Here is a 25,843-nt window from a genome sequence, read left to right on the forward strand (position 1 = left end):
CTAGCTCGGGGATATGACTCGTTCCCGCGCAAGGTTGCGGATTTCTCGCAGCTCGGCAATCGTGGTTTGAAGGTCAGCCAATTGTTGTTCAAGCAATTGTAAACGCTCGTCCACTTTTTCGGCGAGCAAATTTACCTGTTGGGAACGATCAGCGTCATAGAGCGCAAGATAGTCCGAAATATCTCGCAGCGAGAAGCCGAGGCGCTTGCCGCGCAGGATCAGGATCAACCGGGCCCGGTCGCGGCGGCGGAAGACGCGCGTGGCGCCAAGGCGCTCGGGCGAGATCAGTCCCTTGCTTTCATAAAACCGGATGGCGCGCGTCGAGATGCCGAACTCGCGCGCGAGGTCCGCGATCGAGTAGAGATCGGCGCTTTCGGGGTCGGCGGAGGTCACGCTTTGCCAGCCTTGCGCTGTGCATATTCCTCGCGCAGCTCTTTCTTGCTCAATTTGCCGATCAGGGTTTTAGGCAGAGCGTCCTTGAAGACGATTTCCTTGGGCGTCTCGATCTTGTTGAGCTTTTCGGCGAGGAAATGCTTGAGTTCGGTCTCGCTGACGCTCTTGCCCTCCTTGAGCTTGACGAAGGCAACCGGGGCCTCGCCGCGATATTCGTCCTTGACCCCGATGACATTGGTTTCCTCCACCGCCTCATGGGTCATCAGCGCCTCCTCAATGGTGCGCGGATAAACGTTGAAGCCCGAGCAGATGATCAGGTCCTTGATGCGATCGACCAGAAACACATAGCCATCCTCGTCGATATGGCCGACATCGCCCGTGCGCAGCCAACCATCGTGGAAGGCGCCGGCGCTGGCTTCCCGATCCTCGTGATAGCCGCTCATCACCTGCGGCCCCTTGACCTGCAGTTCGCCATTTTCGCCAATGCCGACTTCCCGTTGGGTGTCCACATCGACAAAGCGGATATCGGTGCCCGGCAGCGGCATGCCGATGGACATGGGCTTGGATGGAACGCGCAGAGCAGCACAGCACACGACGGGCGAGGCCTCGGTCAAGCCATAGCCTTCGGCAAGGAGCGCCTTTGATTTCTTGGCAAAGGCGTTGCGCACCTCGTCGGGCAGGGCGGCCCCGCCCGAAATCGCAACTTCAAGGCTCGCCAATTGCTCGGCTTTAGCCGTGTCGGCTCGGGCAATGGCGCTCAAAAGCGTGGGCACGGCGGGCAGCACATTGGCCTTGGTGCGGGTCAAGAGATCGAGCAGCGCCTTGAGTTCGAAGCGCGGCAGCATGATCACCGGCGTGCCGTTGCAGAGCGGCACGTTCATGCAAACGGTCATTGCGAAGATATGAAAGAACGGCAGTACTGCCACGACCTTGGAAGGTGGGTAAAATAGCCCGCACCCCCACTTGTCGATCTGGCTCATATTGGCTGCGATATTGGCATGGGTCAGCAGCGCACCCTTGGGGAGGCCCGTCGTGCCACCGGTATATTGCTGGACCGCGATATCGGTCTTGGAGTCGATCACCACGGCACTTGGCGTCGCATTGGCGTGGATCAGATCGTTGAACGCGCGGATCTTGCCTGCATGCGGAGACTGGAACGGGTTGGTCAGGTCCTTGCGCTTGAACAGCGAGAACAGGACCTTCTTGGCCAGCGGCAGGGCATCGGGGAAATGGCACACGACCAGGGATTTGACGTGGCCTGCCTCGAGCAGGGCTTCGCCCTTGTCGTAGATCTGCTTAAGATCGAGCGTCACCATGATATCGGCGCCGGCATTGGCGGTGATGTGGCTCAACTCCGACACGGTATAAAGCGGGTTGCAGTTGACCACGGTTCCGCCGGCGCGCAGGACCCCATAATAGGCGATGGGATAAAACGGGGTATTGGGCAGCATCAGCGCCACCCGGCTGCCCTTTTTGACGCCATATTGGCTCTGCAGAGCACCGGCAAAGGCGACAATCTTTTTGGCGAGTTCGCCGAAGCTCGTTGTGCCGCCAAGGAAATCGAGTGCTACAGCCGAAGGGTTGCGGGCACAGGCTGCCAACACCTGTTCGTGCACCGGCGTCGTATCGATCTCGTCCTGCCAGTTGATCCCCTCAGGATAGCTGGCAATCCAGGGACGGATATGGTCAGGCGCCTCGACTTGGGTCGTCATACCTCGTTTCCTCCTCGGCAATGCCCGGCGGCGCGGTATGTTCCGATGCCCCAAAGGCTCTTCCGCCGGCACTTACGAGGAATTATTTCACGGCTTTACGTTAGCGTCAAACAACTGCCCAGGGATCGCCAGCTTTCTCGAGAAGAGTTTGGACGAAAGGGGCGTGGTGCCGTTCCAGGCGCATATCGATGGAACCCAATTCCGCCCGTTGCCTTTCCCCAAGGATGGGGTCATCTGCTGCCGCTCGAGGATGCGGTGCGCAAACGGATTTCCTTTACGATCAGAAAATGTCGACGGTCGCGATGGCCGTTGGTTCATCCTTAGGACAATGCATGTATGTAGACGTATACGGCGTTGAGTTGACGTTTACGTAAACACTGATAGACTGACATCAACATGTGCCTTGTCTTCAACTAGGATGACGGCAAACATGGTGGAGCCGCTCGGCTCCCTGGTTTGGTATGGCGGGCGACGCCCCACCCATTTGGCGTCGCGCCGTCCGCGGAGGACTGTGCAGTGACCCTGTTGCTTTTCGTGATCGCTCTTGTTGTATTTGCGGTCCTGGCGGTAAACGAAAGTCCGCTTTGGTACTGGGGCGTTGCTACCCTTGCCGTTGGTTTTGTTTCCGGGGTCAGCTTCGGTTTGGTTCATCCTGAATACGAGCTGGGGTTCGGCAGTTGGCTCCTTATCGCGATCGGCCTCGTGCTGCTTGCCCTCAGCCTAAAGCCTATCCGGATGGCGCTGGTGATTGCGCCGGTCTTCGGCGCGGTCAAATCCATTCTCCCCAAAGTCAGCCGCACTGAACAGGAGGCGCTGGATGCAGGCACGGTTGGGTGGGACGCGGAGCTGTTTTCGGGGCGCCCTGATTGGGACAAGCTGACAACCATCCGGCCCCTGACGCTGACGGCGGACGAGCAGGCTTTCCTTGATGGTCCCACCGAGACCGCCTGCCGGATGATTGACGACTGGGATATCCGCCACAATCGTGCCGATCTTTCCCCCGAACTCTGGCAATTCCTGCGCGAGAACGGCTTTCTGGGCATGCTCATCGGCAAGGAACATGGCGGGCTCGGCTTTTCGGCCCAAGCGCAGTCGATGATCGTTTCCAAGATCGCCAGCCGCTCGGTGGCGGCGGGGATCACGGTCATGGTCCCCAATTCGCTCGGGCCGGGCGAACTGCTCGAAAAATACGGCACGCCGGCGCAAAAGGAGAAGTATCTCCATCGCCTCGCCACAGGCCAGGACATACCCTGCTTTGCTCTGACCGGGGTACACTCGGGCTCCGATGCGGGCGGCATGCGCGATATCGGCGTCGTCACCAAGGGAGTGTGGAACGGGCAGGAAACGCTGGGCGTCAACCTGACCTTTGACAAGCGCTACATCACGCTTGCCCCCATTGCGACCCTTGTGGGTCTCGCCTTCATTCTCAAGGATCCGGACAATCTTCTTGGTCGCGGCGAAGACGTCGGCATCACGCTGGCGCTTATTCCCCATGATCACCCGGGCCTCGATATCGGACGGCGCCACTACCCGGCCCGGCAGGCCTTCATGAACGGTCCGGTGCGCGGAACCAACATGTTCGTGCCCATCGATTATCTGATCGGCGGCACCGATTATGCGGGGCAGGGCTGGCGCATGCTCATGGAATGCCTGTCCACCGGGCGCGCAATTTCGCTGCCCGCAATTGGCTCCACCTCGATCAAGTCGACGCTGCGTGCCACCTCCGCCTATGCCCGCGTGCGTCGCCAGTTCGGCATTCCGGTGGGTACCATGGAGGGCGTTGCCGAGCCGCTGGGTGAAATGGTCAAGCGCGCCTATAGTTTCGAGGCGGCCCGGCGCCTGACCGCTTCCATGGTGGACGAAGGCCAGCGGCCGGCCGTGATCGCGGGTCTCCTCAAATACACCACCACCGAAGCCATGCGCGACAGCATGGACGACGCGTTCGATATCCAGGGCGGCCGCGCGATTCAGGATGGTCCGAGCAATTATCTGTTCGGCGCCTATCAGGCCCTTCCTGTCGCCATCACTGTGGAAGGCGCCAATATCCTGACGCGTACGCTGATGACCTTTGCGCAGGGCGTTCTGCGAGCCCATCCTTATCTCCTTAAGGAAATTCAGGCGGCGCAGAACCGCGACCGGCAGGCTGGGCTCGATGCCTTCGACCAGGCCTTTGGTGGTCACACCGCCTTCATGCTGCGCAATGTCGTGGCAAGCTTTGTCCACGGTGTCACCAACGGCGCCTTTGCCTCTTCGCCCAACGATGGGCCGATGGCCGGCTGGTATCGCAAGCTTCATCGCTATGCCCAAAATTTCGCGCTTGTTGCCGATTGGACCACGGTCGTTCTCGGTGGTGCGCTTAAGCGCAAGCAGAAGCTGTCGGGGCGCATGGCCGATCTTCTGGGCGACCTTTATCTGATGTCGGCAACGCTCAAGCGCTTCGAAGAAGAAGGCCGGATCACAGAGGATCGTGACCTTGTCGACGCCATCATGGAAGATCGCATCGCTTCGATGGAAAAGACCTTTGGCGAGGTCTTCGACAATTTCCCCAATCCCTTCTTTGCCACGGCCATGCGCTTTCTCTGCTTCCCGCTAGGGCGTCATGCCAAACGGGCCAGCGACCGGGTTAATTACCGCGTCGTACGCGCCGTGCTGCGCCCCGGCGCCTTCCGTGATCGTCTCACCACCGGCATCTATGTGACCACCGATCCCGATGACGTCACGGGCGTGCTCGAGGATGCACTGCTCAAGGTCACCGAGGCCGAGGAAATCGAAGCCAGGTTCGTCAAGGCCTCGCGCCGCGGTGTTTTTGATCGCCGCCACGACCGCGATGCCATTGCCGATGCGGTCAAGGCCGGGGTCATAAACGACAATGAAGCGGGCATCATGCGCGCGGCCGACGAGGCCACCAACCGCGCCGTGCATGTCGACGACTTCGATACTGACGTGTTGAAGCAAACTGCGCCAAGGTTGGCGGCGGAGTAGGCGCGCATCGCCCCATGTTTCGAGGCTTTGCTCAGGCAAGGCACTTCGGCATGAGGCTCAGGAAAAGCCGTGCTCCCGGAGCCCTCACGTGAGGGGGGAGCGCAGCGACCCTCGAACCACGAGGGCGGGCACAAAGAGGATGGAGCAAGCATGATCGCCCCACAGGCAACCGAGACCAAGCACTGGAGCTTCCATACCGATATCGAGAACATCGGCTGGCTCACCATCAATACGCCCGGCGCTTCGGTGAATACGCTGAGCCGCGAAGCGATCATGGAGCTCGAAACGCTGGTCGCGCGCTTCGAGGACCTAGCCAATAGCCGGGAACTTGTGGGCGTCGTGCTGCTTTCGAGCAAGGATAGCGGCTTCATCGCCGGGGCCGACGTGTCCGAATTCGACGCCATGAGCGATTTCTCGGTCCTGCCCGAAGCGCTCCGGCGCACTCATGCGCTTTTCTCGCGCATCGAAAATCTTCGGATACCCTTTGTTGCCGGCATTCACGGCTTCTGCCTCGGGGGCGGGCTCGAACTGGCGCTGGCCTGCCACTATCGCATCGCGGTCAATGACGAGAAAACCCGCATCGGCTTTCCCGAAGTCAATCTCGGCATCTTTCCAGGCTTTGGCGGCACCGGGCGCTCGATCCGCCAGGCGGGTCCCGTCGATGCCATGCAGATCATGTTGACCGGCAAGATGCTGCGTCCGGGAGCCGCACGCGGGATGAATCTCGTCGATAAGCTCGTGCGCCACCGCGACATGCTCCGTTGGGAAGGCCGCAAGGCGGTGCTCCAGAACCGCAAGTCAACGCCCGCTCCCTTTGCCAAGCGCATGATGGCAGGGCCCTTGCTTCGCGACTATGTCGCCAACAAGATGCGCGAAGAAGTCGGCAAGAAAGCCAACCGCGTCAATTTCCCCGCACCCTATGCGCTGATCGAACTCTTCGAACAGCACGGCAATGACTGGCAGGCCATGATCCGCCATGAGGTCGATGCCTTCGTGCCGCTCATGGGCTCGCCCACGGCCACCAATCTGCGGCGTGTTTTCTTCCTCTCGGAGGGGCTCAAGAAGCAGGGAGTCAAAGGGGCAAAGTTTTCCCGCGTCCACATTATCGGGGCCGGGGTAATGGGTGGCGATATTGCCGCCTGGTGCGCCTATCGCGGCATGATCGTGACGCTGCAGGATCTCGACATGGCGCGCATTCAGCCTGCGCTCGATCGCGCCAAAAAACTGTTCCAGAAGCGCTACAAAAAGAAACGCGAGGTCGACGCCGCCATGCTGCGTCTCACCTCCGATCCGCAGGGCAATGGCGTCTCGCGCGCCGATGTCATCATAGAGGCGGTGGTCGAAAAGCTTCAGGTCAAGCAATCGATCTTTTCGGGGCTGGAAGACAAGATCAAGCCTGGCGCCATTCTTGCGACCAACACCTCCTCGATCGAACTCGAGCGCATCGCCGAGGCGCTTAAGGCGCCCGACCGGCTGATCGGGCTCCACTTCTTCAACCCCGTGGCCCAGTTGCCGCTGGTCGAAGTTATCAAGTCAAAGTTCAATTCCGACGAAGCGATCGGCAAGGGCGCGAGCTTTGCGCTCGCCATCGGCAAGTCTCCCGTGGTGGTCAAGTCGGCGCCTGGGTTCCTCGTCAATCGCGTCTTGATGCCCTATATGCTCGGCGCCGTCGAAAGGGTCGAACGCGGCGAAAGCAAGGAACTGCTCGACGCAGCCGCCGTCGCCTTCGGCATGCCGATGGGCCCTATCGAGTTGATGGACACAGTTGGGCTCGACGTTGGCAAATCCGTTGCCACCGAGCTCGGCCATGCCGTACCCGAAACCAGCAAGTTTGCCCGGCTCATTGCCGAAGGAAAGCTTGGCCGAAAGTCCGGCGAAGGTTTCTACAAGTGGGAAAAGGGCAAGGCCATCAGGGGCTCGACCCCGTCGCATCCTGATCTGCTCGCCCTTGGCCGGGAGCTGGTAAAGCCCCTGGTCGACACAACCGAAGTGGTTGTCGGCGAAGGCGTCGTTGCAAACGCCGACCTTGCCGATATCGGCGTCATCATGGGCACAGGTTTTGCGCCCTTCCTCGGCGGCCCGCTGCGCGCCCGCGCGGATGGCAGGGCGTGATGGGAAACGCGGCGCATAGGCCTGCGGCCCCTCGCCCCTTAGGGGAGAGGGTAGCGGCGCCGGTAGCATTGGCGACCTGGCAGAGCTTGGGTGAGGGGTGCAGACCCCTCGGCAGGAGCCGCAGAGTTGACCCCCTTACCCGGCGCGTCGCGCCGACCTCTCCCCTCAGGGACGAGGTGGAAATCGAGCCCGCCCCGACTTTGGAGCCAATCAATGACTGAAACAAAGCGTGTTGCCATTCTCGGTTCGGCCCGTATCCCCTTTGCCCGTGGCGGCACGGCCTATGCCGACGAAACCAATCTGTCCATGCTCGCGACCACTTTGGGCGGCCTCGCCGACAAGTTCGGCCTCAGGGGTGAAAAGGTCGACGAGGTAATCGCGGGGGCAGTGATCAATCACTCGCGCGATTTCAACATCGCCCGCGAGGCCCTTCTCGATGCCGGGCTTTCCCCGCGCACGCCGGGCACCACCATGCAGATCGCCTGTGGCACCAGCCTCCAGGCGGCCCTCGTTCTTGCCGGCAAGATCGCCTCGGGCCAGATCGACAGCGGCATTGCCGCGGGTTCGGACTCGGTGTCCGACAGCCCGATCGTCTTCGGCCCCAAATTCCAGCATCGCCTGCTCAACGCCAATGCCGCCAAGACAACGGGCGACAAGGTCAAGGCGTTTACATCCGGCTTTTCCTTTGGCGAACTGACCCCGGTCGCGCCCTCGGTCAACGAGCCGCGCACCGGCATGTCGATGGGCCAGCATTGCGAATTGATGGCCCGCGAATGGGGCATTTCCCGCCGGGCCCAGGACGAACTCGCCGCCGCCAGCCACCAGAATGCAGCCCGCGCCTATGAGGACGGCTTTCACGATGATCTTCTTGTTCAGTGTGCCGGGCTCGTGCGCGACAACAATGTCCGGGCCGATACGAATCTCGACAAGCTTTCGACGCTTAAACCAGCCTTCGACAAGACCTCTGGTCACGGCACGCTGACTGCAGGCAATTCGACCCCCCTGACCGATGGTGCCGCAGGCGTGCTTCTTGCCAGTGAAGAATGGGCGCGGGCGCGTGGCCTGCCGATCCTTGCCTATCTCACGGTCGGGCGCGTTGCCGGCAATGACTTCGCCCACGGCGAAGGCTTGCTGATGGCCCCCACCATCGCCGTATCCGAAATGCTGGAACGGGCGGGGCTTTCCTTCGACAACATCGACTATTTCGAACTGCACGAGGCTTTTGCCGCCCAGGTGCTGTGTACGCTCAAGGCCTGGAAAGATCCCGCCTATTGCAAGGATGTGCTGGGTCGCGACACCGTTCTGGGCGAAATCGATCCCGCCAAGATCAACGTCAAGGGCTCGAGCCTAGCCTACGGCCATCCCTTTGCCGCGACCGGCGCCCGTATACTCGGCGTCACGGCCAAGCTTCTTGCCGAACAAGCCAACAAGCGCGCCCTGATTTCGGTGTGCACGGCGGGTGGCATGGGCGTCGCGGCGCTGCTAGAAAGCGCTCAATGAGCGACAATGTCATAAAATTCCGCAGGCCGGAGAAGCCACCCGAGCCACCCCAGCCCAAGCGCCCCCGCGGCCCGATGCCCGATTGGGTGCCCTTCGCCTGCATCCTTGCGGCGGCAGTGGCAATCTATCTTGCCGGCCAAGCGGGCATTTTCGGTTAAGCTGCCGCGCCTGGGCTGATTTTGCCGAACAGGCTTAGGCCGTGACAAGCACCGCTGAGCCCAGCCTCATTCTCAATTTCGCCATTCCTGAGCAATGACCTTCTTGTGATCTTGGTGTCACAGGAAAGTCTTGCCATGATGAAGTGGATGTTAACAAAAGGTCGCAGCTTTACGCTTAGGTCAATCTTTTGCTTGTCAGTAGACGCTTTCGCGCGATACCGTCCAGCAATCTTGATCAAGAGGTCAAATCTCTTGCGCGAGGGGTAGAGCCGTGTGGGCAAACACGCGGTCAACCAAGTCAAGAATTCCACAAGGAGATGGGACGAGAATGACGTTCACCACAGCCTTCAAGGCGGTGACCACCGCTGGTGCTATGGCGCTGATGATGTCGACCGCGGCTTCCGCCGTGACCCTGCAGCTGCACAATGGTGGCGATCCGGGCACTCTGGATCCCCATAAGGCCTCCGGCGACTGGGAAAACCGTGTCATCGGCGATTACATCGAAGGTCTTCTCACCGAGAATGCCAAGGCGGAGGCCATTCCGGGCCAGGCCGAGAGCTGGGAGATCTCGGAAGACGGCACCGTTTACACCTTCACCCTGCGTGACGGCATCCAGTGGTCCGACGGCACCCCGGTGACCGCCGGCGATTTCGTGTTTGCCTTCCAGCGCCTGTTCAATCCGGCCACTGCCGCCGACTACGCCTATCTCCAGTTCCCGATCCTCAATTCTGCCGCCATCAATGCCGGCGAAATCACCGATCTGGACGAACTCGGCGTCAAGGCCATTGACGACAAGACGCTTGAGATCACCCTCGAAGCGCCGACCCCCTTCTTCCTCGATGCGCTGACCCACTACACCGCCTACCCGGTGCCGCAGCATCTGGTCGAAGAGTTCGGTGACAACTGGACGCGCGTCGAAAACATCGTTGGCAACGGCCCCTACCTGATCAAGGAATGGCTGCCCGGCTCCTATGTCCGCTCCGAAAAGAACGCCGACTACTACGATGCTGCCAATGTGCAGATCGACGAAGTCTTCTACCATGTGCTCGAAGATCAGGCCGCTGCGCTCAACCGCTATCGCGCCGGTGAGTTCGACATCCTGACCGATTTCCCCGCCGACCAGTACCAGTGGCTGCAGGACAACCTGCCGGGCGAAGCCCATGTGGTGCCATTCCTGGGCGTATACTATTACGTCATGAACCAGGAAGAGGGTAACGTCCTCTCCGACGTGCGCATCCGCGAAGCGCTTTCCACCACGATCGTGCGCGACGTGATCGGCCCCGATATTCTGGGCACCGGCGAATTGCCGGCCTATGGCTGGGTGCCCCCGGGCACCAATAACTATGTCGACGAAGCCGATGCCTATATGCCCGAATGGGCCGAAACGCCTTATGAGGAGCGTGTCGAGCGTGCTGTCGAGCTGATGACCGAAGCCGGCTACGGCCCAAGCAATCCGCTGACCCTGCAGTTGCGCTACAACACCAATGACAACCACCAGCGCATCGCCGTGGCGATCGCCGCTATGTGGGAGCCGCTCGGTGTCCGCGTCGAGCTCTTCAATGCCGAAACCGCCGTGCACTATGACGCGCTGCGCGCCGGCGACTTCCAGGTTGGCCGTGCCGGCTGGCTGCTCGATTATTCGGATCCGTCCAACACGCTTGATCTGCTCAAGACCGGCATCAGCCAGGACGGCACGATGAACTGGGGCAATAACTATGGCCGCTATTCGAACGAAGAGTTCGACGCGCTCATGGTTCAGGCTTCAACCGAACTTGATCTCGATGCTCGCGCCGAGCTGCTTGCCCAGGCCGAAAAGATCGCCATGGACGAGTTCGCCGCGATCCCGATCTACTGGTACGTGTCCAAGGACGTCGTGTCGCCGCGGATCTCGGGCTTCGAGGAAAACGCCAAGAATATCTTCCGCACCCGCTGGCTCTCCAAGTCAGAATAATCGGAAGAAACGATATCGTGGGGGCCATGCGGCCCCCACGGTTCTTTTGCCGCCCGGCGCCCCACGGCCTTTCCGTTCCCGGCGCTCCGGCCTAGGAGTTTCTAAAACATGTTGGGCTATGCCTTCCGGCGCGTGCTCTCGGCCATTCCGATTGCATTGATCGCCGTTACAGTCTGTTTTTTCATTCTTCGCCTGGCCCCCGGTGGCCCCTTCGATGGCGAACGAGCGCTGCCGCCAACGGTCCTCGCCAATCTGCGCGCGCACTACAATCTCGATCAGCCTCTGATCATGCAGTATTTCATCTATGTAGGGCGGTTGCTGCAGGGCGATCTCGGGCCCTCCATGGTCATTGACGGCTTCAACGTCGCCGATCTCATCCGCATCGGCTTTCCCTTTACCCTCACCTTGGCGCTTTATGCTTTCGTGATTGCCACCGCCATCGGCATCGTTGCCGGTATCATCGCGGCAGTGAACCAGAACAAGTGGCCCGACTACGTGCTGGTGTTGGTGGTGATGATCGGTGTGGTCGTTCCCAACTTCCTGAGCGCCGCGCTCTTGCAGCTCGGTTTTGGCGTGCATCTGCGCTGGCTGCCTGCAGGCGGGTGGGTTTCGGGATCGATCGCGCATCTGGTTCTGCCCATCACCGTCTTGGCTTGGCCGCATGCAGCGCGTATCAGCCGGCTCATGCGCGGCTCGATGATCGAGGTTCTTGGCTCCAACTATGTGCGCACCGCGCGCGCCAAGGGTCTCGGTGAACGGCTGGTTCTGGCCCGGCACGCCATCAAGCCCGCGCTTTTGCCGGTTGTGTCCTATCTCGGACCGGGCCTCAGCTATCTTCTGACCGGCTCGCTCGCCGTCGAGCAGATCTTCGGCCTGCCCGGTATAGGCAAATACTTCGTTCAGGCCGCACTCAACCGCGACTATGGCATCGTGCTCGGCACGACGATTCTCTACATGTTCATCATTCTTGCGCTCAATCTGCTTGTTGACCTCGTCTATGCCTGGCTCGACCCCAAGGTGAGGTACAACTGATGCCCGGATTAACTGGAAAAGATCAGGTCCTCACCGACTACGCAAACAAGCTGGCAACGCTTGATGCGCCCAAGGGCCGTTCCCTGACCCAGGATGCCTTGCGGCGCCTGGCCAAGAACAAGGCTGCCGTGGCTTCCATCGCCATCGTGCTGCTGATTGTGCTTGTCGCCTTTATCGGTCCATATCTCCTGCCCTGGGGCTATTCTCAGGTCGATTGGTCCAACATCCGCAAGCCGCCCAACTTCGACAACGGCCATTTCCTCGGTACCGACCAGAATGGCCGCGACATGGCGGCTCGCGTGCTGCAAGGCACGCAGATGAGCGTGATCGTGGCTGTCGTGGCGTCTTTTGTTTCTGTGACCATCGGCGTCATCTACGGCGCCGTTGCCGGCTATTTTGGTGGCCGTGTCGACGCCATCATGATGCGCATCGTCGACGTCATGTACGCGCTGCCTTACATCCTCTTCGTCATCATCCTGATGGTGATGTTCGGCCGCAACCCGGTCCTGCTGTTTGTCGGTATCGGGTGTATCGAATGGCTGACCATGGCGCGCATCGTGCGTGGCCAGACTCTCTCCATCAAGGAGAAGGAATTCATCGAAGCGGCGCGCGCCAGTGGGGCCAAGCCCTTCACCATCATCATGCGTCACATCGTGCCGAACCTGACCGGGCCGGTTGTGATCTACGCAACCCTTACCATTCCCGAGATCATCATTGCAGAGAGCTTCCTCTCCTATCTCGGGCTTGGCGTGCAGGAGCCGCAGACCTCGCTCGGCACGCTGATTTCCGCAGGTGCGCCCGTGGCGGAAGTGCTGCCGTGGATGCTTCTGGGACCAGCGGCCGTGCTCATCACGCTTCTTTTGTGCCTCACCTATATCGGCGATGGTCTGCGCGATGCGCTCGACCCCAAGGACCGGTAAGGAGACCGACATGGCTTTGCTTGAAGTCAAGAACCTCAAGGTCGATTTCAAAACCGCAGACGGCACCGTCCATGCGGTCAAGGACCTCAACTACACGCTCGAAAAGGGCAAGACGCTGGCCATCGTGGGCGAGAGCGGTTCGGGCAAGACGCAAGGGGCTTTCGCGCTTCTTGGCCTCCTGCCCAAGAACGGTCGCGCAAGTGGTTCTGTCATCTTCGACGGCAAGGAGATCCTCAATCTCCCCCGCAAGCAGATGAACGCCTACCGCGCCGAGCGGATCGGCATCATCTTCCAGGATCCGATGACCTCGCTCAATCCCTATCTGCGCATTTCGCGGCAGATGACGGAAGTGCTCGAACTCCATCGTGGCATGAGCCACAAGGAGGCGCTGGCCGAAAGCGTGCGCATGCTCGACGCGGTGCGCATCACCGATGCGAAAAACCGTGTCCACATGTATCCGCACGAGTTTTCCGGCGGCATGCGCCAGCGCGTCATGATCGCCATGGCGCTCCTCTGCAGCCCCGAACTTCTTATAGCCGACGAGCCGACGACGGCCCTCGACGTGACCGTTCAAGCCGGGATCATCGATCTCCTTGTCGACCTCCAGGAAGATTTCGGCACCTCGATTATCCTGATCACCCATGATCTGGGGATCGTCGCCGGCACCTGCGAGGAAACCCTCGTGATGTTCGATGGCCGGGTGATGGAACATGGCAAGACCGCGGACATCTTCGAGCGCGCCGAGCATCCCTATACCAAGGGCCTCTTGGCCGCCATTCCGCGCCTCGACAAGAAGGTCGATCGTTTGTCGACCGTCTCCTACGACTTCATGGCAGCAAGGGGCGAAGCATGATTGGAAATCGAGAGCCCATCCTTAGAGTTCGCGACCTCGCCGTCGAATTCACCATCGGTCAGGAAGGCCTTTTCGGCCCTAAGAAAATTCTGCGCGCAGTCAAGGGCGTGTCGTTCGACCTTTATCAGGGCGAAACGCTGGGGATCGTTGGCGAAAGCGGTTGCGGCAAGTCGACCCTGTCGCGCGCCATCATCCGTCTCCTGCCCGCAAGCGGCGGCGAGGCAGTTTGGCTTGGGCGCGACATCCAGAAGATGGATACCAAGGACCTGTTGGGTCTACGCAAGGATATCCAGATGATCTTCCAGGATCCGCTGGCCTCCCTCAATCCGCGCATGACCTGTGGCGCCATCATCGCCGAACCGCTCCAGATCCACATGCCAGAACTGAGCAAGGCCGATCGAACCAAGCGCGTCGCCGAGATGATGGCCAAGGTCGGCCTCCTGCCCACCATGATCAACAAATATCCGCACGAATTCTCGGGCGGCCAGTGCCAGCGCATCGGCATCGCCCGGGCCCTGATCACCAATCCAAAGCTGATTATCTGCGACGAGGCAGTGTCCGCCCTAGACGTGTCGATCCGTGCCCAGGTGGTGAACCTGCTCATGGATTTGCAGAAGGAGCTGGGGATTTCGCTCCTCTTCATCTCGCACGACATCGCCGTCGTCCGCCACATCGCCCAGCGCATCATGGTGCTCTATTTCGGCGAAGTGGTCGAAATCGGCGACAGCGAACAGGTCACCATGGACCCCCAGCACGAATACACCAAGCGCCTCATCGCCTCGGTTCCCGTGCCCGACCCGCGAGTCGAGATGGAACGCCGCGAAGAACGGCGGCGCCTGCGCCGAGAGGCGGCAACGAAAGCGGCTTAGAGAAGCTAGCGTGATCCCCGTGAAAGCGGGGATTGCCTTTTAAGGCTCTGGTACACCCCGCTCAGGCGGCAGAACGTATCTACCTCGTCTACGTCAGGAGGCGGATGCAGATGTCGATCAGAAAACGGGGCAACAGTGCCTCGGTCCGCCGGGCGAAAGGATGTATTCGCGACGCGGTGTTGAGCGAGGTGCGGGGCAGGTTCGAGGCATTGTCCAGATCTAGCGGCTCAAAAGCCTGCCATAGAGTCGCAAATATTCCTCTGCCATCGCCTCGGCCCGGAACAGCTCTTCATACCGCCTTCGCGCCGCTTCCCCCATTGCCGCCGCCTTTTCCGGCGATTCCGCCAGCGCCCTCATCGCCGCCACCAACGCCCCGACATCTTCCGGCGGCGTGACGATCCCCGTTTCCCCCGACATATTCACAAAACTCGTTCCGGTGCCGATTTCGCTCGAAATCATCGCGCGTCCCGCTCTTGTCGCCTCCGCGAGCGCCACGCCGAAGGCTTCCGAGCGCAGATGTGAGGGAAAAACGAAGGCCCGGCAGAGCGCAACCAAGGCGATCTTGTCCGCGTCATCGATCGGCCCCACGAAGCGCACGCTCGGCCCGCCCATTGCCGCCCACTCCGTCGTGTCGCCGGCGCCCGCGACCACAACCGGCAGACCCGTCTCTCTCGCCGCCTGCATCAGAAACTGCAGGCCCTTGTAGTAGCGCAGCGCTCCCACAAAGAGAAAAAAGCCCTCTCCCACCTCGGCGCGCCAGCGCGCGAGCCTTTCGTCATCGGCTGGCGGTACCTCGGGAATGCCGATCGGAACGACCGAAACCTTTTGGGGAAACCGATCCAGCACTGGGCTGGTTTGGACATAGTTGGGCGAGGTCGCAACGATGGCATCTACCTGACCCAGAAACACGTCTCGTATCGGCGCATAGAGCTTGAGCAGGCTTTTCTGCCGGACGATGTCGGAATGATAGGTCACGACAGCAGGTGTCTTGGGCCGCACCAGGAGCTGCAGGAGGTCCGCCATGGGCCAGGGAAAGTGGTAGTTGACCACATCGGCCTCACAGGCAAGCCTTCGAAAAAGGCCGAAAGCCGACAGCGACAAACCAGCGGATGCCAGATTAATGTCCTGGCGGGCAAAATGCACCGCATGCCCGTCGATCCGCTGCACCGTGCCGCCATGGACCCGGCTCAAGGCCATTACCGTGCTGGTCACCCCCATCGGCGCCATGGTTTCGGCCAGAGCATGGATAACCCGCGGCACGCCGGTGAAGTCGTCGGGGGGATAGGTTTTGTAGACGTGCAGCACGCGCAAGTTTTTCGTCTCCTTGTGCCAACCGGGCCCACCCAGTGACGTGTTTTTCCCTCACTCAAGCGGAATCCCGTCAACTCGGTGGCAATGTCGCGTTCTCTGGGCTATGTGCTTTTGCCAATCTCGCCAAGTAGTGCAAGGACAAGCTCGTGTCATCCATCGTTCCCGTCATTCTCGCTGGGGGCCAGGGTACCCGCCTGTGGCCAAAATCACGCTCCGCGCGTCCCAAGCAGTTCATTGATCTGGTGGGCGAGTCGAGCCTGTTCCAGCAGACGCTTGAGCGCGTGCGCGACGCAGGGCGCTATGCTGCACCCATCGTCATCACCAATGCCGAATATCGATTCCTTGTCGCCGAACAGGCCCAAGAGCGCGGCATTGCCCTTGGCGCTATTCTGCTCGAGCCGGTCGCCCGCAACACGGCGGCCGCCATTGCCGCTGCCGCTCAGGTCGCCATCAGCCAGGATGAAAATGCCGTCATCCACGTGCTTGCCTCCGATCACCTGATCCCGGCAAGTGCCGACTATTTCGGCGCCGTCGACAATGCCGCTGCCGCAGCGCGCGAGGGGCAGCTCGTCACCTTCGGGATCACCCCGACCCATGCCGAAACCGGCTATGGCTATATCGCGGTGGGCGACGCGCTCAAGCATGGCGCACACAAGGTTGCTGCCTTCATCGAGAAGCCCGATCTGCCACGCGCCGAAGACATGCTGACCAAGGGTGGCTTCGTCTGGAATTCGGGCATGTTCATGCTGCCGGCAAAACTGTTCCTTGCCGAATGCGAGAGGCTGGCGCCTGAAGTCTTTGCCGCAGCCCGCGGCGGCGTCGCCGGAGCCAAGCGCGACCTCGATTTCATCCGTCTCGATGAGGCCGAGTTTTCCGCCTCCCCTAATATCTCGGTCGACTACGCCATCTTCGAGCGCACCGACAAGGCTGCAGTCCTGCCGGTTTCCTTCGTCTGGTCCGATCTTGGTGCGTGGGACGCTGTCTGGAAAGGCCAGGAGCGCGACGCCTCGGGCAATGCCGTCACCGGCCCAGCCCTTTTGTCCAACACCACCAATACGCTCGTCGTCAGCGAAACGGCACATGTGGTCGTCGATGGTCTTGACGATGTTGCCGTGATCGCCACCGAAGACGCGGTCTTTGTCGGGCGACTGAGCCAGGCGCAGAATGTCGGCAGCCTTGCCAAACAGCTCAAGGCGGACGCCTCGACCCGCGCGCTGACCGAGACGCACAAGACTTCCTACCGCCCTTGGGGCGGATATTCCTCGATCCTGATGGGTGACCGTTTCCAGGTCAAAAAGCTCTTCGTCAAGCCGGGCAAGAAGTTGAGCCTGCAAAAGCACCACCACCGCTCCGAGCACTGGATCGTGGTGCGCGGCACGGCCGAGGTCACGGTCGATGGCCAGGTGACCATGCTCACCGAGAACCAGTCGATCTACCTCCCTCTCGGCTGCACCCATCGCCTCGCCAATCCGGGCAAGATCGAACTTGAACTGATCGAGGTGCAAACCGGCTCATATCTGGGCGAAGACGACATCATCCGCATCGAAGACGAGTTCGGCCGGAACTGAAGCAGAGGCTGCCAGACTCTCCATCTGGCAGCCTCTGCCGTCCTTCTGCATTCAAGCCCCCTTCACCGGCGCGGACTTGCCGAGTGCGGACGGGCAGGGGAATACACGTTACGTCGCTGTGTTGCGCCCAAACCTCCCCTTATAGGGGAGGGCCCGGCAGAGGGCGTGCAGATTAACCCCGGAGTGCGCTGGCTTCCTTGGCGAGAGCTTCTATGCGGGCGAAGTCGCCGCTGGCGAGTGCATCATTGGGCATGATCCAGGAGCCGCCGACGCAGATGACGTTGGGAAGGCTCAGATAGGTCGGGGCCTTTGCCGCGTCGATACCGCCGGTGGGACAGAAGGTGATGTCGGAAAGCGGGGACGCGAAGGCCTTGAGCACCGGTGCGCCGCCCAAGGCCTCGGCGGGAAAGAATTTGAGGAAGGAATAGCCGCGCTCGGCAGCAGCCATGGCCTCGGTGGGCGTACCGATGCCCGGCAGGAGCGGAATGGCGACGTCTTCGGCCGCATCGAGCAGGCGCGGCGAGGCGCCGGGTGAAACCATGAAGCGGCAGCCCGCCTCAACCGAAGATTTCATGTGCCCGGCGTTGCGCACTGTGCCAGAACCGACAATCGCGCCCGAAACTTTGGCCATTTCCTCCATGACCTTGAGGGCATTGGGCGTGCGCAGTGTGACTTCGAGGATGGGCAGCCCACCGGCTACCAATGCTTCGGCCAGCGGGCGGGCCTGCGAGACATCATCGAGGATGATGACGGGCACGACCGGCGCCAGGGAAAGAATGGAGCGGATGGCGTTTGCGTCCTGCGGCATGGCGGCACTTTCCAGAAAAGGGGAGCTGAACTATGGCGCAAGGGTTAGGCCCTCGCCCCCATTCCTGCAAGGGCGGGAACGGGAAATCTCTCAGGCTTTGCGGGCGACGAGATCGATTTCAACGAGTGCGCCGACCGCTAGCGCCGTCACCCCAACCGTGGTGCGCGCCGGCAGCTTTCCGGACGGAAAAAAGCTCGGCCAGAGGCTGTTTAGGGCGGCATAATCGCGCTCGAACTGCGTCAGGTAAATGCGGGCCATGGTGACGTGATCGAGCGTGAGACCGACCCCGCCGAGGACGATCTGCAGATTGTCGACGACGCGCCGGGTCTGCGCCTCGATCCCTTCGGGAAGCGGCGCATCGGGATTGGCCGGATCGGTGGGCATCTGGCCGGTGATGAAGACAAAGCCGCCGGCTTCGACCGCGTGGCTGAACGGCGCGACCGGCCGGGGGCCGGCCGAGACCATATGGTGGATAAGGTCGTTCATGGGCTGATCCTCTCCCTCGGCTTAAAAGCCGTAGCGGACGTCCTGGGCGCCTTCGGCGAGATAGGGCTCGAGATCGCTCCAGCTGACGCGCGCTACTGGATAGCCATAGGCGTAGGCGGCCACTTCATAGGGGTTGAACTGGACGATCAGGTGATAATCGTTGGACAGATCCCAGCTCCTGGGATCAGTGACGATGGCGGCGATATCTTCGTCATTGTCGAAAAAGAGGTTGTCGCCATGCTCGGCGCGCAGGGCCTCGGCTACCAGTTTCGTCACCGCGTTTTCCCAGCGCTTGCCGGTAAAGATATCGTTCGCTTCAAGCGCACGCGCTTCGTCAACGAGGTAGTGAAGATAGCTGATATGGCCTTGGCCATGGGCTGCACCGTGTCCATACCAATAGGTGATGACCTCGAGCGAAATGCGGTTTTCTGTTGCCGGCTCGTGCAGCGTCACATGGACACTGGTGTCGCTGGCCGGATCGAGCGCATCGGGTTCCGTGCCATCGAGTGCACCGGCAAGATCAGAAAGCTCGCTTGCCTGGCTTTTGACGAACGCGTTGAAATCCTCTGCATAGGCTGCTGCATCGTCAAGCTGCAGCAAGGCCAGCTCATGCTGGGCAACAGGCCAGTTCGACTGGGGATCGTCCACCTCGTCAGGATTGGGCAGGACGACCTCTCTTGAAATGGGATAAAAACGTCGTCCATCGATCATCCGGCTCGCCTCGAGCACGCGACTACGATCGTTGAAGACGCCGGCAAGACAGCGCAGCCCCCTTTCGTCATAATCCCCCGCAGCAAGAGGCTGGGCATCGGGCGTGCAGGCGCGTTGGGCATAGGACAGCCACCGGCGCTGGTCGGCCCGCACAACGCCCAAGGCTGCTGTGCTCAACCCGCCGATGGCGGTTTCGTAGGTGCGCGCGAGGCGGTCGTCGGCGCTCGAAAGTGCTTCATCCCCGCAAATGGCTCTTTCGAAGGGATTGGATGCCTTGCCGCAATCGAAACTGGCTGCACCCGCCTGCCCAGCCGGCAGCAGCAGCAATAGCGAAATACCGAGCGAGACGATCTGCAGTTTCATGGCTAATCCCTTGCCGTTTTGGTTTGGGCATGGGGCGGCATGGAACACGCGCGGTCAAGTGGGAACTTGGTTCAGGCCACAGACTGACGCCGTCTGGGTACCGGACGCATGTCCCGGTCGAACACGACGACCCGATCGCGGCCAGCCTGTTTGGCCGTATAGAGGGCTGCATCGGCCATGTCATTGGCCACTTCAAGTGCGTCGTGGCGCTCGCCCAGCGCCGCCCCGAGGCTGACACTGACGGACACTGAGCGATCAGAGCTGATGGAAATAGCGCGGCTTATGGCGGCCTGCTGCACCTGCTGGGCGAGCTGGCGCAGTCCGGCACTGGTGCAGCGGGGCACCAGCACGATGAATTCGTCTCCGCCCCAGCGGGCTGCAGCCGCCCCTTGCGGCAAAAGCGCTTCGACCCGCCCGGCGATTTCGGCGATCACCGCGTCGCCGGCCGCATGGCCATGGGTGTCGTTGACCGACTTGAAGGCGTCGATATCGACCAGCATCAAGCCAAAAGGTCCTTCGGCGCTCGCTTCGGCATGGAAGGCAGCAAAGCCGCGCCGGTTGAGCAAGCCGGTCTGGGCATCGCGATAGGCAAGGCGTTCCAGATCAAGCGTGCGTTCGCGCACGCGCCGCTCGAGCTCGCGTGTGTGATCATCGACGCTAGCGGCCATTTGCGTCAGGGCGGCGGTGAGGCGGCAGATCTCATCGCTGCCGCCCGGTGTGATGGCGAGAGCGGCGCGATAATCGCCGCTCCGCGCTTGATGCACAACCCGCTCGAGACCCACGATGCGATCGAGCACCTGGCGCTTAAACACCAGCATCAGCACCACCGCCACAAGCACCATGATCACGGCGAGCAGCAGGCCCACGGGCACAAAGAGCTGGCGGTCTATGACAGTGTCGATATCCATGAAGGTGACATTGTACCAGCCGAGCTTGTCGAGATAGCCCACGCCGACGAGAGTGCGCTTGCCGTTGACCGTAATGAAATCGGACTGGGCAAGGGTGTCGCTGCTCGTTACGCTCTCCATCAGATGGCGCAGCGTGGCCGTGTCACCCTCGCCGGAGGCGAGCGAGAAGACAGTGCGCTTGCTGTCGATCCGATCCTCGAAATTGGCAAGGCTGACCAGCGTTTCGTCGCGATGGGCCTGGATCATGCCCTGCCGGTCGACGAACATGGCAGTGACGCCACGCTGGGGCACATTGACCACTTCCTGGATAAAGGCGGTAAGGTCAATGCCGGTGCCCAAAACTCCCAGAACGCGCCCACCTTCGCGGATCACGCAGTTCATCCAGACCTTGGTGACCCCGAGATTGGCATCGTTGTTGACGTTGAGATGGCAGCCCTGCGCCAGTTCTATGGTGGAATAATACCACGCGTCGTCCGGGTTCTCGCGGCTCACCGTATAGCGCAACTGATCCCCGGCAAAGGAATTGGCGCTGTTGTTGAAATAGTAATTGCCCGAGCCGGCAACGATAAAGAAATAGCTGCGATCGGCAAAATAGCGTCGGTAATGCTCGAGTTCGGCAATGCCGCGCCGCTTGCGCTCGGCATTGTCCTCATCGGCCGCCCAGTCGCGGATGGCCTGGCTGCCGGACAACGTTTCCGCAAGCGAAACTTCCCGGATTAACGCGCCAAGACCGCGATGCCGGTCATAAAGCACCTGCTTTTCGGCAAAGAGCGTGCCCAGCTGCACCACGGTCGAATTGACGACCCAGTTGAAGCCAAAAAAGGCGGGCACAGCCAAGGCCATGAAGCCGAGCAGCACCGAAATCAGCACGCGAAGGCGAAGGCTGTTGCCGATGGTGCGAAGCAGGGACATGGAAGAGACCGGATAGAGGATGCAGCAACGGCTGCGCGCCTCCACTATCAGGAAAACACCGTATAGGTTCCGTTAACGAAATAGGCGCTCTTGCGGCACGCGCGGCGTTTGCTGGGGATTGCGGAAACCTCCCTCCGCGAAGGGGAGGTCTCCTTCGAGGCAAACGCAGGCGCTAGAGAGCCAGCAATTGCTGGGCGGCAAGCAGTTCTTCGCGGCGGAGTTCGTGGCCGCCGGGATGCCAGACGAGGTCGGCCTTGGCGCCGTGGGCAAGGAAGTAATCGGCCAGCGCCTGGCTCGATGAAGCCGGAGCGATGGGATCCTGCCGGCCTGCGGTAATCAACACCTGCCGCCCGGCAAAATCGGTCTCCGGCGGCGTGAAGGGGATCAGGGGGTGCATGAGCACGCTGCGGGCAAACAGGTCCGGCGCGGCAAATTGCATGGAGGCGAGGATATTGGCGCCGTTGGAATAGCCGAGCCCCCAGATTTCGGTTGCGCCATGGGCCGCCGCCTGTTCGCGCACGAAGGCGGTCATGGCACCGGTGCGCTGGGCGAGATCGGCCATGTCATAGACGCCCTCGCCGGTGCGGCGAAAATAGCGCAGGGCACCCCCTTCGCTGACATCGCCGCGCGGCGCAACTCGGTTGGCACCGGGCGCAAGTTCCCCGGCAAGATCGAAAAACTGGTTCTCGTCGCCACCGGTGCCATGAAACAGGAACAGGAGCGGCGCCCCGGACCGGGATGCGCCCTCGGCGCGGAAATGATATGAAGCCATAGCTGTCTCCCCTTTTGGTTTCAACCGATATCGGGCAGGGCGGCGGCTTGGCAACGCCGGGTCTGCGCCACGCTCTGTTGCCAAAGAGAGAACAATGGCTTGAGGCTGATTGCCACAGTCCGGCCGCGCGCTAAGATGGGGCATGTTCCTTTCGGTTTTCGACGTTTTCAAGATCGGCATCGGACCATCGAGCTCCCACACGATGGGGCCGATGACCGCTGCCGGACGATTCCTCGATGATCTGAGGCATGGCAATTGGCCCCGTGCGCGGCAGGCGAGGCCGAGCGCCATCACAGCGAGCCTTCACGGTTCGCTGGCCTATACCGGCATTGGCCATGGCAGCGACCGGGCGGTGATCCTGGGGCTTGCCGGCGAAAATCCCGAAGATGTCGATCCGGACATGATGGACACTATTGTCGAGCGGGTGCGTGACACCGGGCGCGTTGCCCCACAGGGCCATCCTCCTTATCGTTTCCGCCCCGCTGTCGACCTGACGCTTGATCGGGCGACGCCGCTGCCCGGCCATCCAAATGGGATGCGCTTTCAAGCTTTCGACACGGATGGGCAACTGCTGTTGCGGCGGGTCTATTTTTCCGTCGGCGGCGGCTTTGTCGTTTCCGAAGAGGAACTGGCCGCGCAAAAGAGCACCAGGCCCGAGCTGCAGGACGTGCCCTGGCCTTTTGCCAGCGCTGCACAGATGCTCGACATGGCGCAGCGTTCGGGCCTTTCCATTGCGTCCATGAAGCGGGCCAATGAAGAGGCGCGCCTTGCGCGAGGGAATCTGGACGCCGGGCTCGACCGCATCTGGACCGCGATGGACCGGTGCAGCGAGCGGGGACTCGCCCAGGAGGGCCAGCTGCCGGGCGGGCTCAAGGTGCGCCGACGCGCCAAAGCGCTCCATGCTCAGCTGGTCGAGAAGTGGCAGCGCAACGAGATCGATCCTTTGATGGGCAATGACTGGCTGAGCCTTTTTGCCATGGCCGTCAACGAAGAGAATGCGGCGGGCGGGCGCGTGGTGACGGCCCCGACCAATGGCGCGGCAGGCGTCATCCCCGCGGTGCTTCGCTATGGGGCGCAATTTCACGCCGGTTTCGGTCGCCGGCAGGTCCATGACTTCCTGCTGACCGCTGCGGCGATCGGCGGGATCATCAAGTTCAATGCTTCGATTTCCGGGGCTGAAGTCGGCTGCCAGGGCGAAGTGGGCTCCGCCTCGGCCATGGCGGCAGCAGGGCTTTGCGCCGTTCTGGGCGGCACGCCCGAACAGGTGGAAAACGCCGCCGAAATCGCGCTCGAGCATCATCTGGGCATGACCTGCGATCCCGTAGGCGGGCTCGTGCAGATTCCCTGCATCGAGCGTAATGCTTTCGGCGCGGTCAAAGCCGTCACTGCGGCCTCGCTGGCACTCAAGGGCGACGGTGTCCATGCCGTGCCGCTCGATGCTTGCGTCGAAACCATGCGCCAGACAGGCTCCGATATGAGCGAGAAATACAAGGAGACGAGCCAGGGCGGGCTGGCAGTCAATGTGGTGGCGTGTTGAAGACGCCGCGAGCCTCCGCCCTTGGCCACCTCCGCATCGTTCTCAGCGATACCGCCTATATTGGCCCCGGCCGGGCAGATCTCCTGGAGGGCATTGCCCAGTCCGGCTCTATTGCCGCGGCAGGCAAAGCCATGGGCATGAGCTACAAGCGTGCCTGGAGCCTCGTACAGGCACTAAACGAAGGCTTCGGCCAACCGCTGGTCGAGACTGCACGCGGTGGGGCCGGGCAGGGCGGGGCGCATCTGACACCTCTTGGCGCCGATGTTCTCGCCCGCTATCGCGCCATGCAGGCTGCCACGGAAGCAGCCATAGAAGATGACGTCGCCGCCCTTCGAAGCCAGATTCTAAATATGTCCGGTTGAACATATCGCTTGCGATGTTAGCCCCTTTCCGTCATCGATATGGCCGGAAAAACATATCGGAGCGTTCCGTGTCCCGTCTGCTGCTGTCGCTTGCCCTCGTCGCCGCCACTGCGCTTCCGGCCGCTGCGGAAACCGTGAATGTGGCTGTCGCGGCCAATTTCACCGCCGTTGCCGAAGACCTTGCTGCTCTCTTCGAGGCCAAGGGTGAGCATAAGGTGGAGCTCAGTTTCGGCGCTACGGGCCAGCTTTATACACAGATTACCCAAGCTGCGCCCTTCGGCATCTTTCTTGCCGCAGACACGGATCGTCCTCAAATGGCGATAGAGGAGGGCCTTGCCGTACATGGCAGCTTCTTTGTTTATGCAGAGGGACGCCTCGTTCTCTACGCTCCCGGCCGCGACGTGATCGACGGCGAGGCAGCACTCGCAGGCGAGTTCAACAAACTTGCCATCGCCGATCCGGCGGCCGCCCCCTACGGCAAGGCCGCGGTGGAAACGCTGACCGCTCTGGGGCTCATCGACGCTCTCACGCCAAAACTGGTTCAGGGCGAAAACATCTCCCAAACGCTGCAGTTCATCGAGAGCGGAAACGCCGAATTGGGCTTGGTCGCTGCGAGCCAAGTTTTGGGCAAACCCGATCAGTGGCTCGTCCCTGCGCAATTGCACGAGCCTATCGCGCAGGGCGCGGTTCTGCTCAAGGAGGGCGAGACCAATCCGGCGGCCCTTGCCTTTCTCGATTTCCTCCAATCCGAAGAAGCCGTCGCAGTCATCGAGGCCGCCGGCTATTCGGTGCCAACGCCGTAAGCCTCCCTCTCTGCCTCCCCCCTGCAGGATAGGCCGGGGAGGGGCTCACCCGACAAAGCTTGTCATGGACTTCACCCCGCTCATCTCACCCATCGGCCTCACCCTCCTCCTTGCGCTCAGCGTCACGGCAATCCTTGTGCTTGTCGCAACCCCACTCGCCTGGTGGCTGGCGCATGGACGCTGGGCCGGACGGGAGATCGTCGGCGCCCTTGTCACCCTGCCGCTTGTGCTGCCGCCGACCGTGCTTGGGTTCTATCTGCTCCTCGCCCTGGGGCCCAATGGGCCGGGCGGCTGGTTTGCCGGATTTTGGGGCGCGCGAACCCTGGCCTTTTCCTTTGCCGGTCTTGTTATCGGCGGGGTCGTCGCTTCGCTGCCATTCATGGTTCAGCCCCTGCGCAACGCCTTTGCCGCCATCGAGCCGGAGGTGCTGGAAGCCGCCGATACGCTCGGTGCGTCGCCAGGCCAACGGTTCGGGCGCATCGTGCTGCCGCTGGCACGGCCCGGCTATCTCATGGGCGGCATTCTCGCTTTCGCCCACACGGTGGGCGAATTCGGCGTCGTTCTGATGATCGGCGGCAACATTCCGGGGCAGACCAAGGTGCTCTCGATTGCCATCTATGACTTCGTCGAACGCCTCGAATGGGAGAAGGCACATGTGCTGGCCCTGGGCATGGTCATCTTTGGCTTTTGTGCCATCTTTTCCATGCTGGTCGTGGGCCGGCGCAGTGCCGGTCCGCTTGGATAGCCCAGTGCCGCAACGCCACATTGACGGCTAACATGTTAGTTGCTAGGGCAAAAGCATATTGCTCTGGAGCCCGGC

General features: G+C 61.5%; 22 protein-coding genes. 14 read left to right on the forward strand and 8 right to left on the reverse strand.

All coding sequences use genetic code 11. The features are described 5' to 3' along the window. Both BM364_RS00330 and BM364_RS00335 read right to left on the reverse strand, forming a co-directional pair. Entirely contained in the window at positions 1-393 is a 393-nt protein-coding gene (locus BM364_RS00330) for a MerR family transcriptional regulator (protein WP_092419359.1), read from the reverse strand. Further along, positions 390-2,105, reverse strand: a complete 1,716-nt coding sequence (locus tag BM364_RS00335) for a long-chain-fatty-acid--CoA ligase (RefSeq protein WP_092419362.1) — start codon at positions 2,103-2,105, stop codon at positions 390-392. Before BM364_RS00335 ends, BM364_RS00330 begins: the two co-directional genes overlap by 4 nt. Before the next feature lie 516 nt (positions 2,106-2,621). Between BM364_RS00335 and BM364_RS00340 the strand changes: the two genes are divergently transcribed. From BM364_RS00340 to BM364_RS00380, 9 genes are all read left to right on the forward strand, one after another. Then, entirely contained in the window at positions 2,622-5,087 is a 2,466-nt protein-coding gene (locus BM364_RS00340; RefSeq protein WP_092419365.1) for an acyl-CoA dehydrogenase, read from the forward strand. Between the two features lie 150 nt (positions 5,088-5,237). Then, entirely contained in the window at positions 5,238-7,199 is a 1,962-nt protein-coding gene (locus BM364_RS00345; RefSeq protein ID WP_092419368.1) for a 3-hydroxyacyl-CoA dehydrogenase NAD-binding domain-containing protein, read from the forward strand. Between the two features lie 213 nt (positions 7,200-7,412). Continuing rightward, on the forward strand, positions 7,413-8,699 hold the full coding sequence (locus BM364_RS00350; RefSeq protein WP_092419371.1) for an acetyl-CoA C-acetyltransferase: 1,287 nt from the start codon (positions 7,413-7,415) through the stop codon (positions 8,697-8,699). Next, the gene (locus BM364_RS18285) at positions 8,696-8,857 is read left to right on the forward strand and encodes a hypothetical protein (protein ID WP_175528403.1); all 162 of its coding nucleotides are present in this window, start codon (positions 8,696-8,698) and stop codon (positions 8,855-8,857) included. Before BM364_RS00350 ends, BM364_RS18285 begins: the two co-directional genes overlap by 4 nt. Before the next feature lie 328 nt (positions 8,858-9,185). Continuing rightward, positions 9,186-10,808, forward strand: a complete 1,623-nt coding sequence (locus BM364_RS00360) for a peptide ABC transporter substrate-binding protein (RefSeq protein WP_092419377.1) — start codon at positions 9,186-9,188, stop codon at positions 10,806-10,808. A 108-nt stretch (positions 10,809-10,916) separates the two neighbouring features. Further along, a complete protein-coding gene (locus BM364_RS00365; protein ID WP_092419380.1) occupies positions 10,917-11,840 on the forward strand; it encodes an ABC transporter permease in 924 nt (307 codons plus the stop codon). Continuing rightward, complete coding sequence (locus tag BM364_RS00370; RefSeq protein ID WP_092419383.1) at positions 11,840-12,760, forward strand: ABC transporter permease; 921 nt, start codon at positions 11,840-11,842, stop codon at positions 12,758-12,760. The genes BM364_RS00365 and BM364_RS00370 overlap by 1 nt, the downstream gene beginning before the upstream one ends. A 10-nt stretch (positions 12,761-12,770) precedes the next feature. After that, positions 12,771-13,613, forward strand: a complete 843-nt coding sequence (locus tag BM364_RS00375; RefSeq protein WP_092423691.1) for an ATP-binding cassette domain-containing protein — start codon at positions 12,771-12,773, stop codon at positions 13,611-13,613. Beyond that, on the forward strand, positions 13,610-14,482 hold the full coding sequence (locus tag BM364_RS00380) for an ATP-binding cassette domain-containing protein (protein WP_092419386.1): 873 nt from the start codon (positions 13,610-13,612) through the stop codon (positions 14,480-14,482). Before BM364_RS00375 ends, BM364_RS00380 begins: the two co-directional genes overlap by 4 nt. Positions 14,483-14,701: 219 nt before the next feature. On the opposite strand, the gene BM364_RS00385 is transcribed toward BM364_RS00380, so the two are convergent. Continuing rightward, a complete protein-coding gene (locus tag BM364_RS00385; RefSeq protein WP_092419388.1) occupies positions 14,702-15,793 on the reverse strand; it encodes a glycosyltransferase in 1,092 nt (363 codons plus the stop codon). Positions 15,794-15,939: 146 nt separating this feature from the next. Between BM364_RS00385 and BM364_RS00390 the strand changes: the two genes are divergently transcribed. After that, the gene (locus BM364_RS00390) at positions 15,940-17,361 is read left to right on the forward strand and encodes a mannose-1-phosphate guanylyltransferase/mannose-6-phosphate isomerase (RefSeq protein WP_092419391.1); all 1,422 of its coding nucleotides are present in this window, start codon (positions 15,940-15,942) and stop codon (positions 17,359-17,361) included. A gap of 172 nt (positions 17,362-17,533) precedes the next feature. Here BM364_RS00390 and eda read toward each other — a convergent pair whose 3' ends face one another. The 5 genes from eda to BM364_RS00415 all read right to left on the reverse strand — a co-directional run bounded on the left by eda (position 17,534) and on the right by BM364_RS00415 (position 22,321). Next, positions 17,534-18,169, reverse strand: a complete 636-nt coding sequence (gene eda, locus BM364_RS00395) for a bifunctional 4-hydroxy-2-oxoglutarate aldolase/2-dehydro-3-deoxy-phosphogluconate aldolase (protein WP_092419394.1) — start codon at positions 18,167-18,169, stop codon at positions 17,534-17,536. Positions 18,170-18,259: 90 nt separating this feature from the next. Then, on the reverse strand, positions 18,260-18,634 hold the full coding sequence (locus BM364_RS00400; protein WP_092423693.1) for a RidA family protein: 375 nt from the start codon (positions 18,632-18,634) through the stop codon (positions 18,260-18,262). Between the two features lie 42 nt (positions 18,635-18,676). Then, on the reverse strand, positions 18,677-19,729 hold the full coding sequence (locus BM364_RS00405; RefSeq protein WP_092419397.1) for a DUF3298 domain-containing protein: 1,053 nt from the start codon (positions 19,727-19,729) through the stop codon (positions 18,677-18,679). Between the two features lie 71 nt (positions 19,730-19,800). Then, positions 19,801-21,549 (reverse strand): sensor domain-containing diguanylate cyclase, encoded by a 1,749-nt coding sequence (locus BM364_RS00410; protein ID WP_092419400.1) that lies wholly within the window; start codon positions 21,547-21,549, stop codon positions 19,801-19,803. A gap of 172 nt (positions 21,550-21,721) precedes the next feature. Next, positions 21,722-22,321: an alpha/beta hydrolase gene (locus tag BM364_RS00415; RefSeq protein WP_092419403.1), complete on the reverse strand. Its 600-nt coding sequence runs from the start codon at positions 22,319-22,321 to the stop codon at positions 21,722-21,724. 142 nt (positions 22,322-22,463) lie between these two features. Here BM364_RS00415 and BM364_RS00420 point away from each other — a divergent pair, with 142 nt between their 5' ends. The 4 genes from BM364_RS00420 (at position 22,464) to modB (ending at position 25,768) form a co-directional block, all read left to right on the forward strand. Then, positions 22,464-23,858 (forward strand): L-serine ammonia-lyase, encoded by a 1,395-nt coding sequence (locus tag BM364_RS00420; RefSeq protein WP_092419406.1) that lies wholly within the window; start codon positions 22,464-22,466, stop codon positions 23,856-23,858. Further along, positions 23,855-24,220, forward strand: coding sequence for a winged helix-turn-helix domain-containing protein (locus BM364_RS00425; RefSeq protein ID WP_092419409.1), 366 nt, complete (start codon positions 23,855-23,857; stop codon positions 24,218-24,220). The genes BM364_RS00420 and BM364_RS00425 overlap by 4 nt, the downstream gene beginning before the upstream one ends. A gap of 68 nt (positions 24,221-24,288) precedes the next feature. Continuing rightward, positions 24,289-25,023 carry a molybdate ABC transporter substrate-binding protein gene (modA, locus tag BM364_RS00430; protein ID WP_244542724.1) on the forward strand — a complete coding sequence of 245 codons (735 nt, stop codon included), beginning with the start codon at positions 24,289-24,291 and terminating at the stop codon, positions 25,021-25,023. Positions 25,024-25,087: 64 nt separating this feature from the next. Beyond that, positions 25,088-25,768, forward strand: coding sequence for a molybdate ABC transporter permease subunit (gene modB, locus BM364_RS00435; protein WP_092419415.1), 681 nt, complete (start codon positions 25,088-25,090; stop codon positions 25,766-25,768). Positions 25,769-25,843: the final 75 nt, after the last annotated feature.

Source organism: Devosia crocina (assembly GCF_900116545.1).
GTDB lineage: Bacteria > Pseudomonadota > Alphaproteobacteria > Rhizobiales > Devosiaceae > Devosia > Devosia crocina.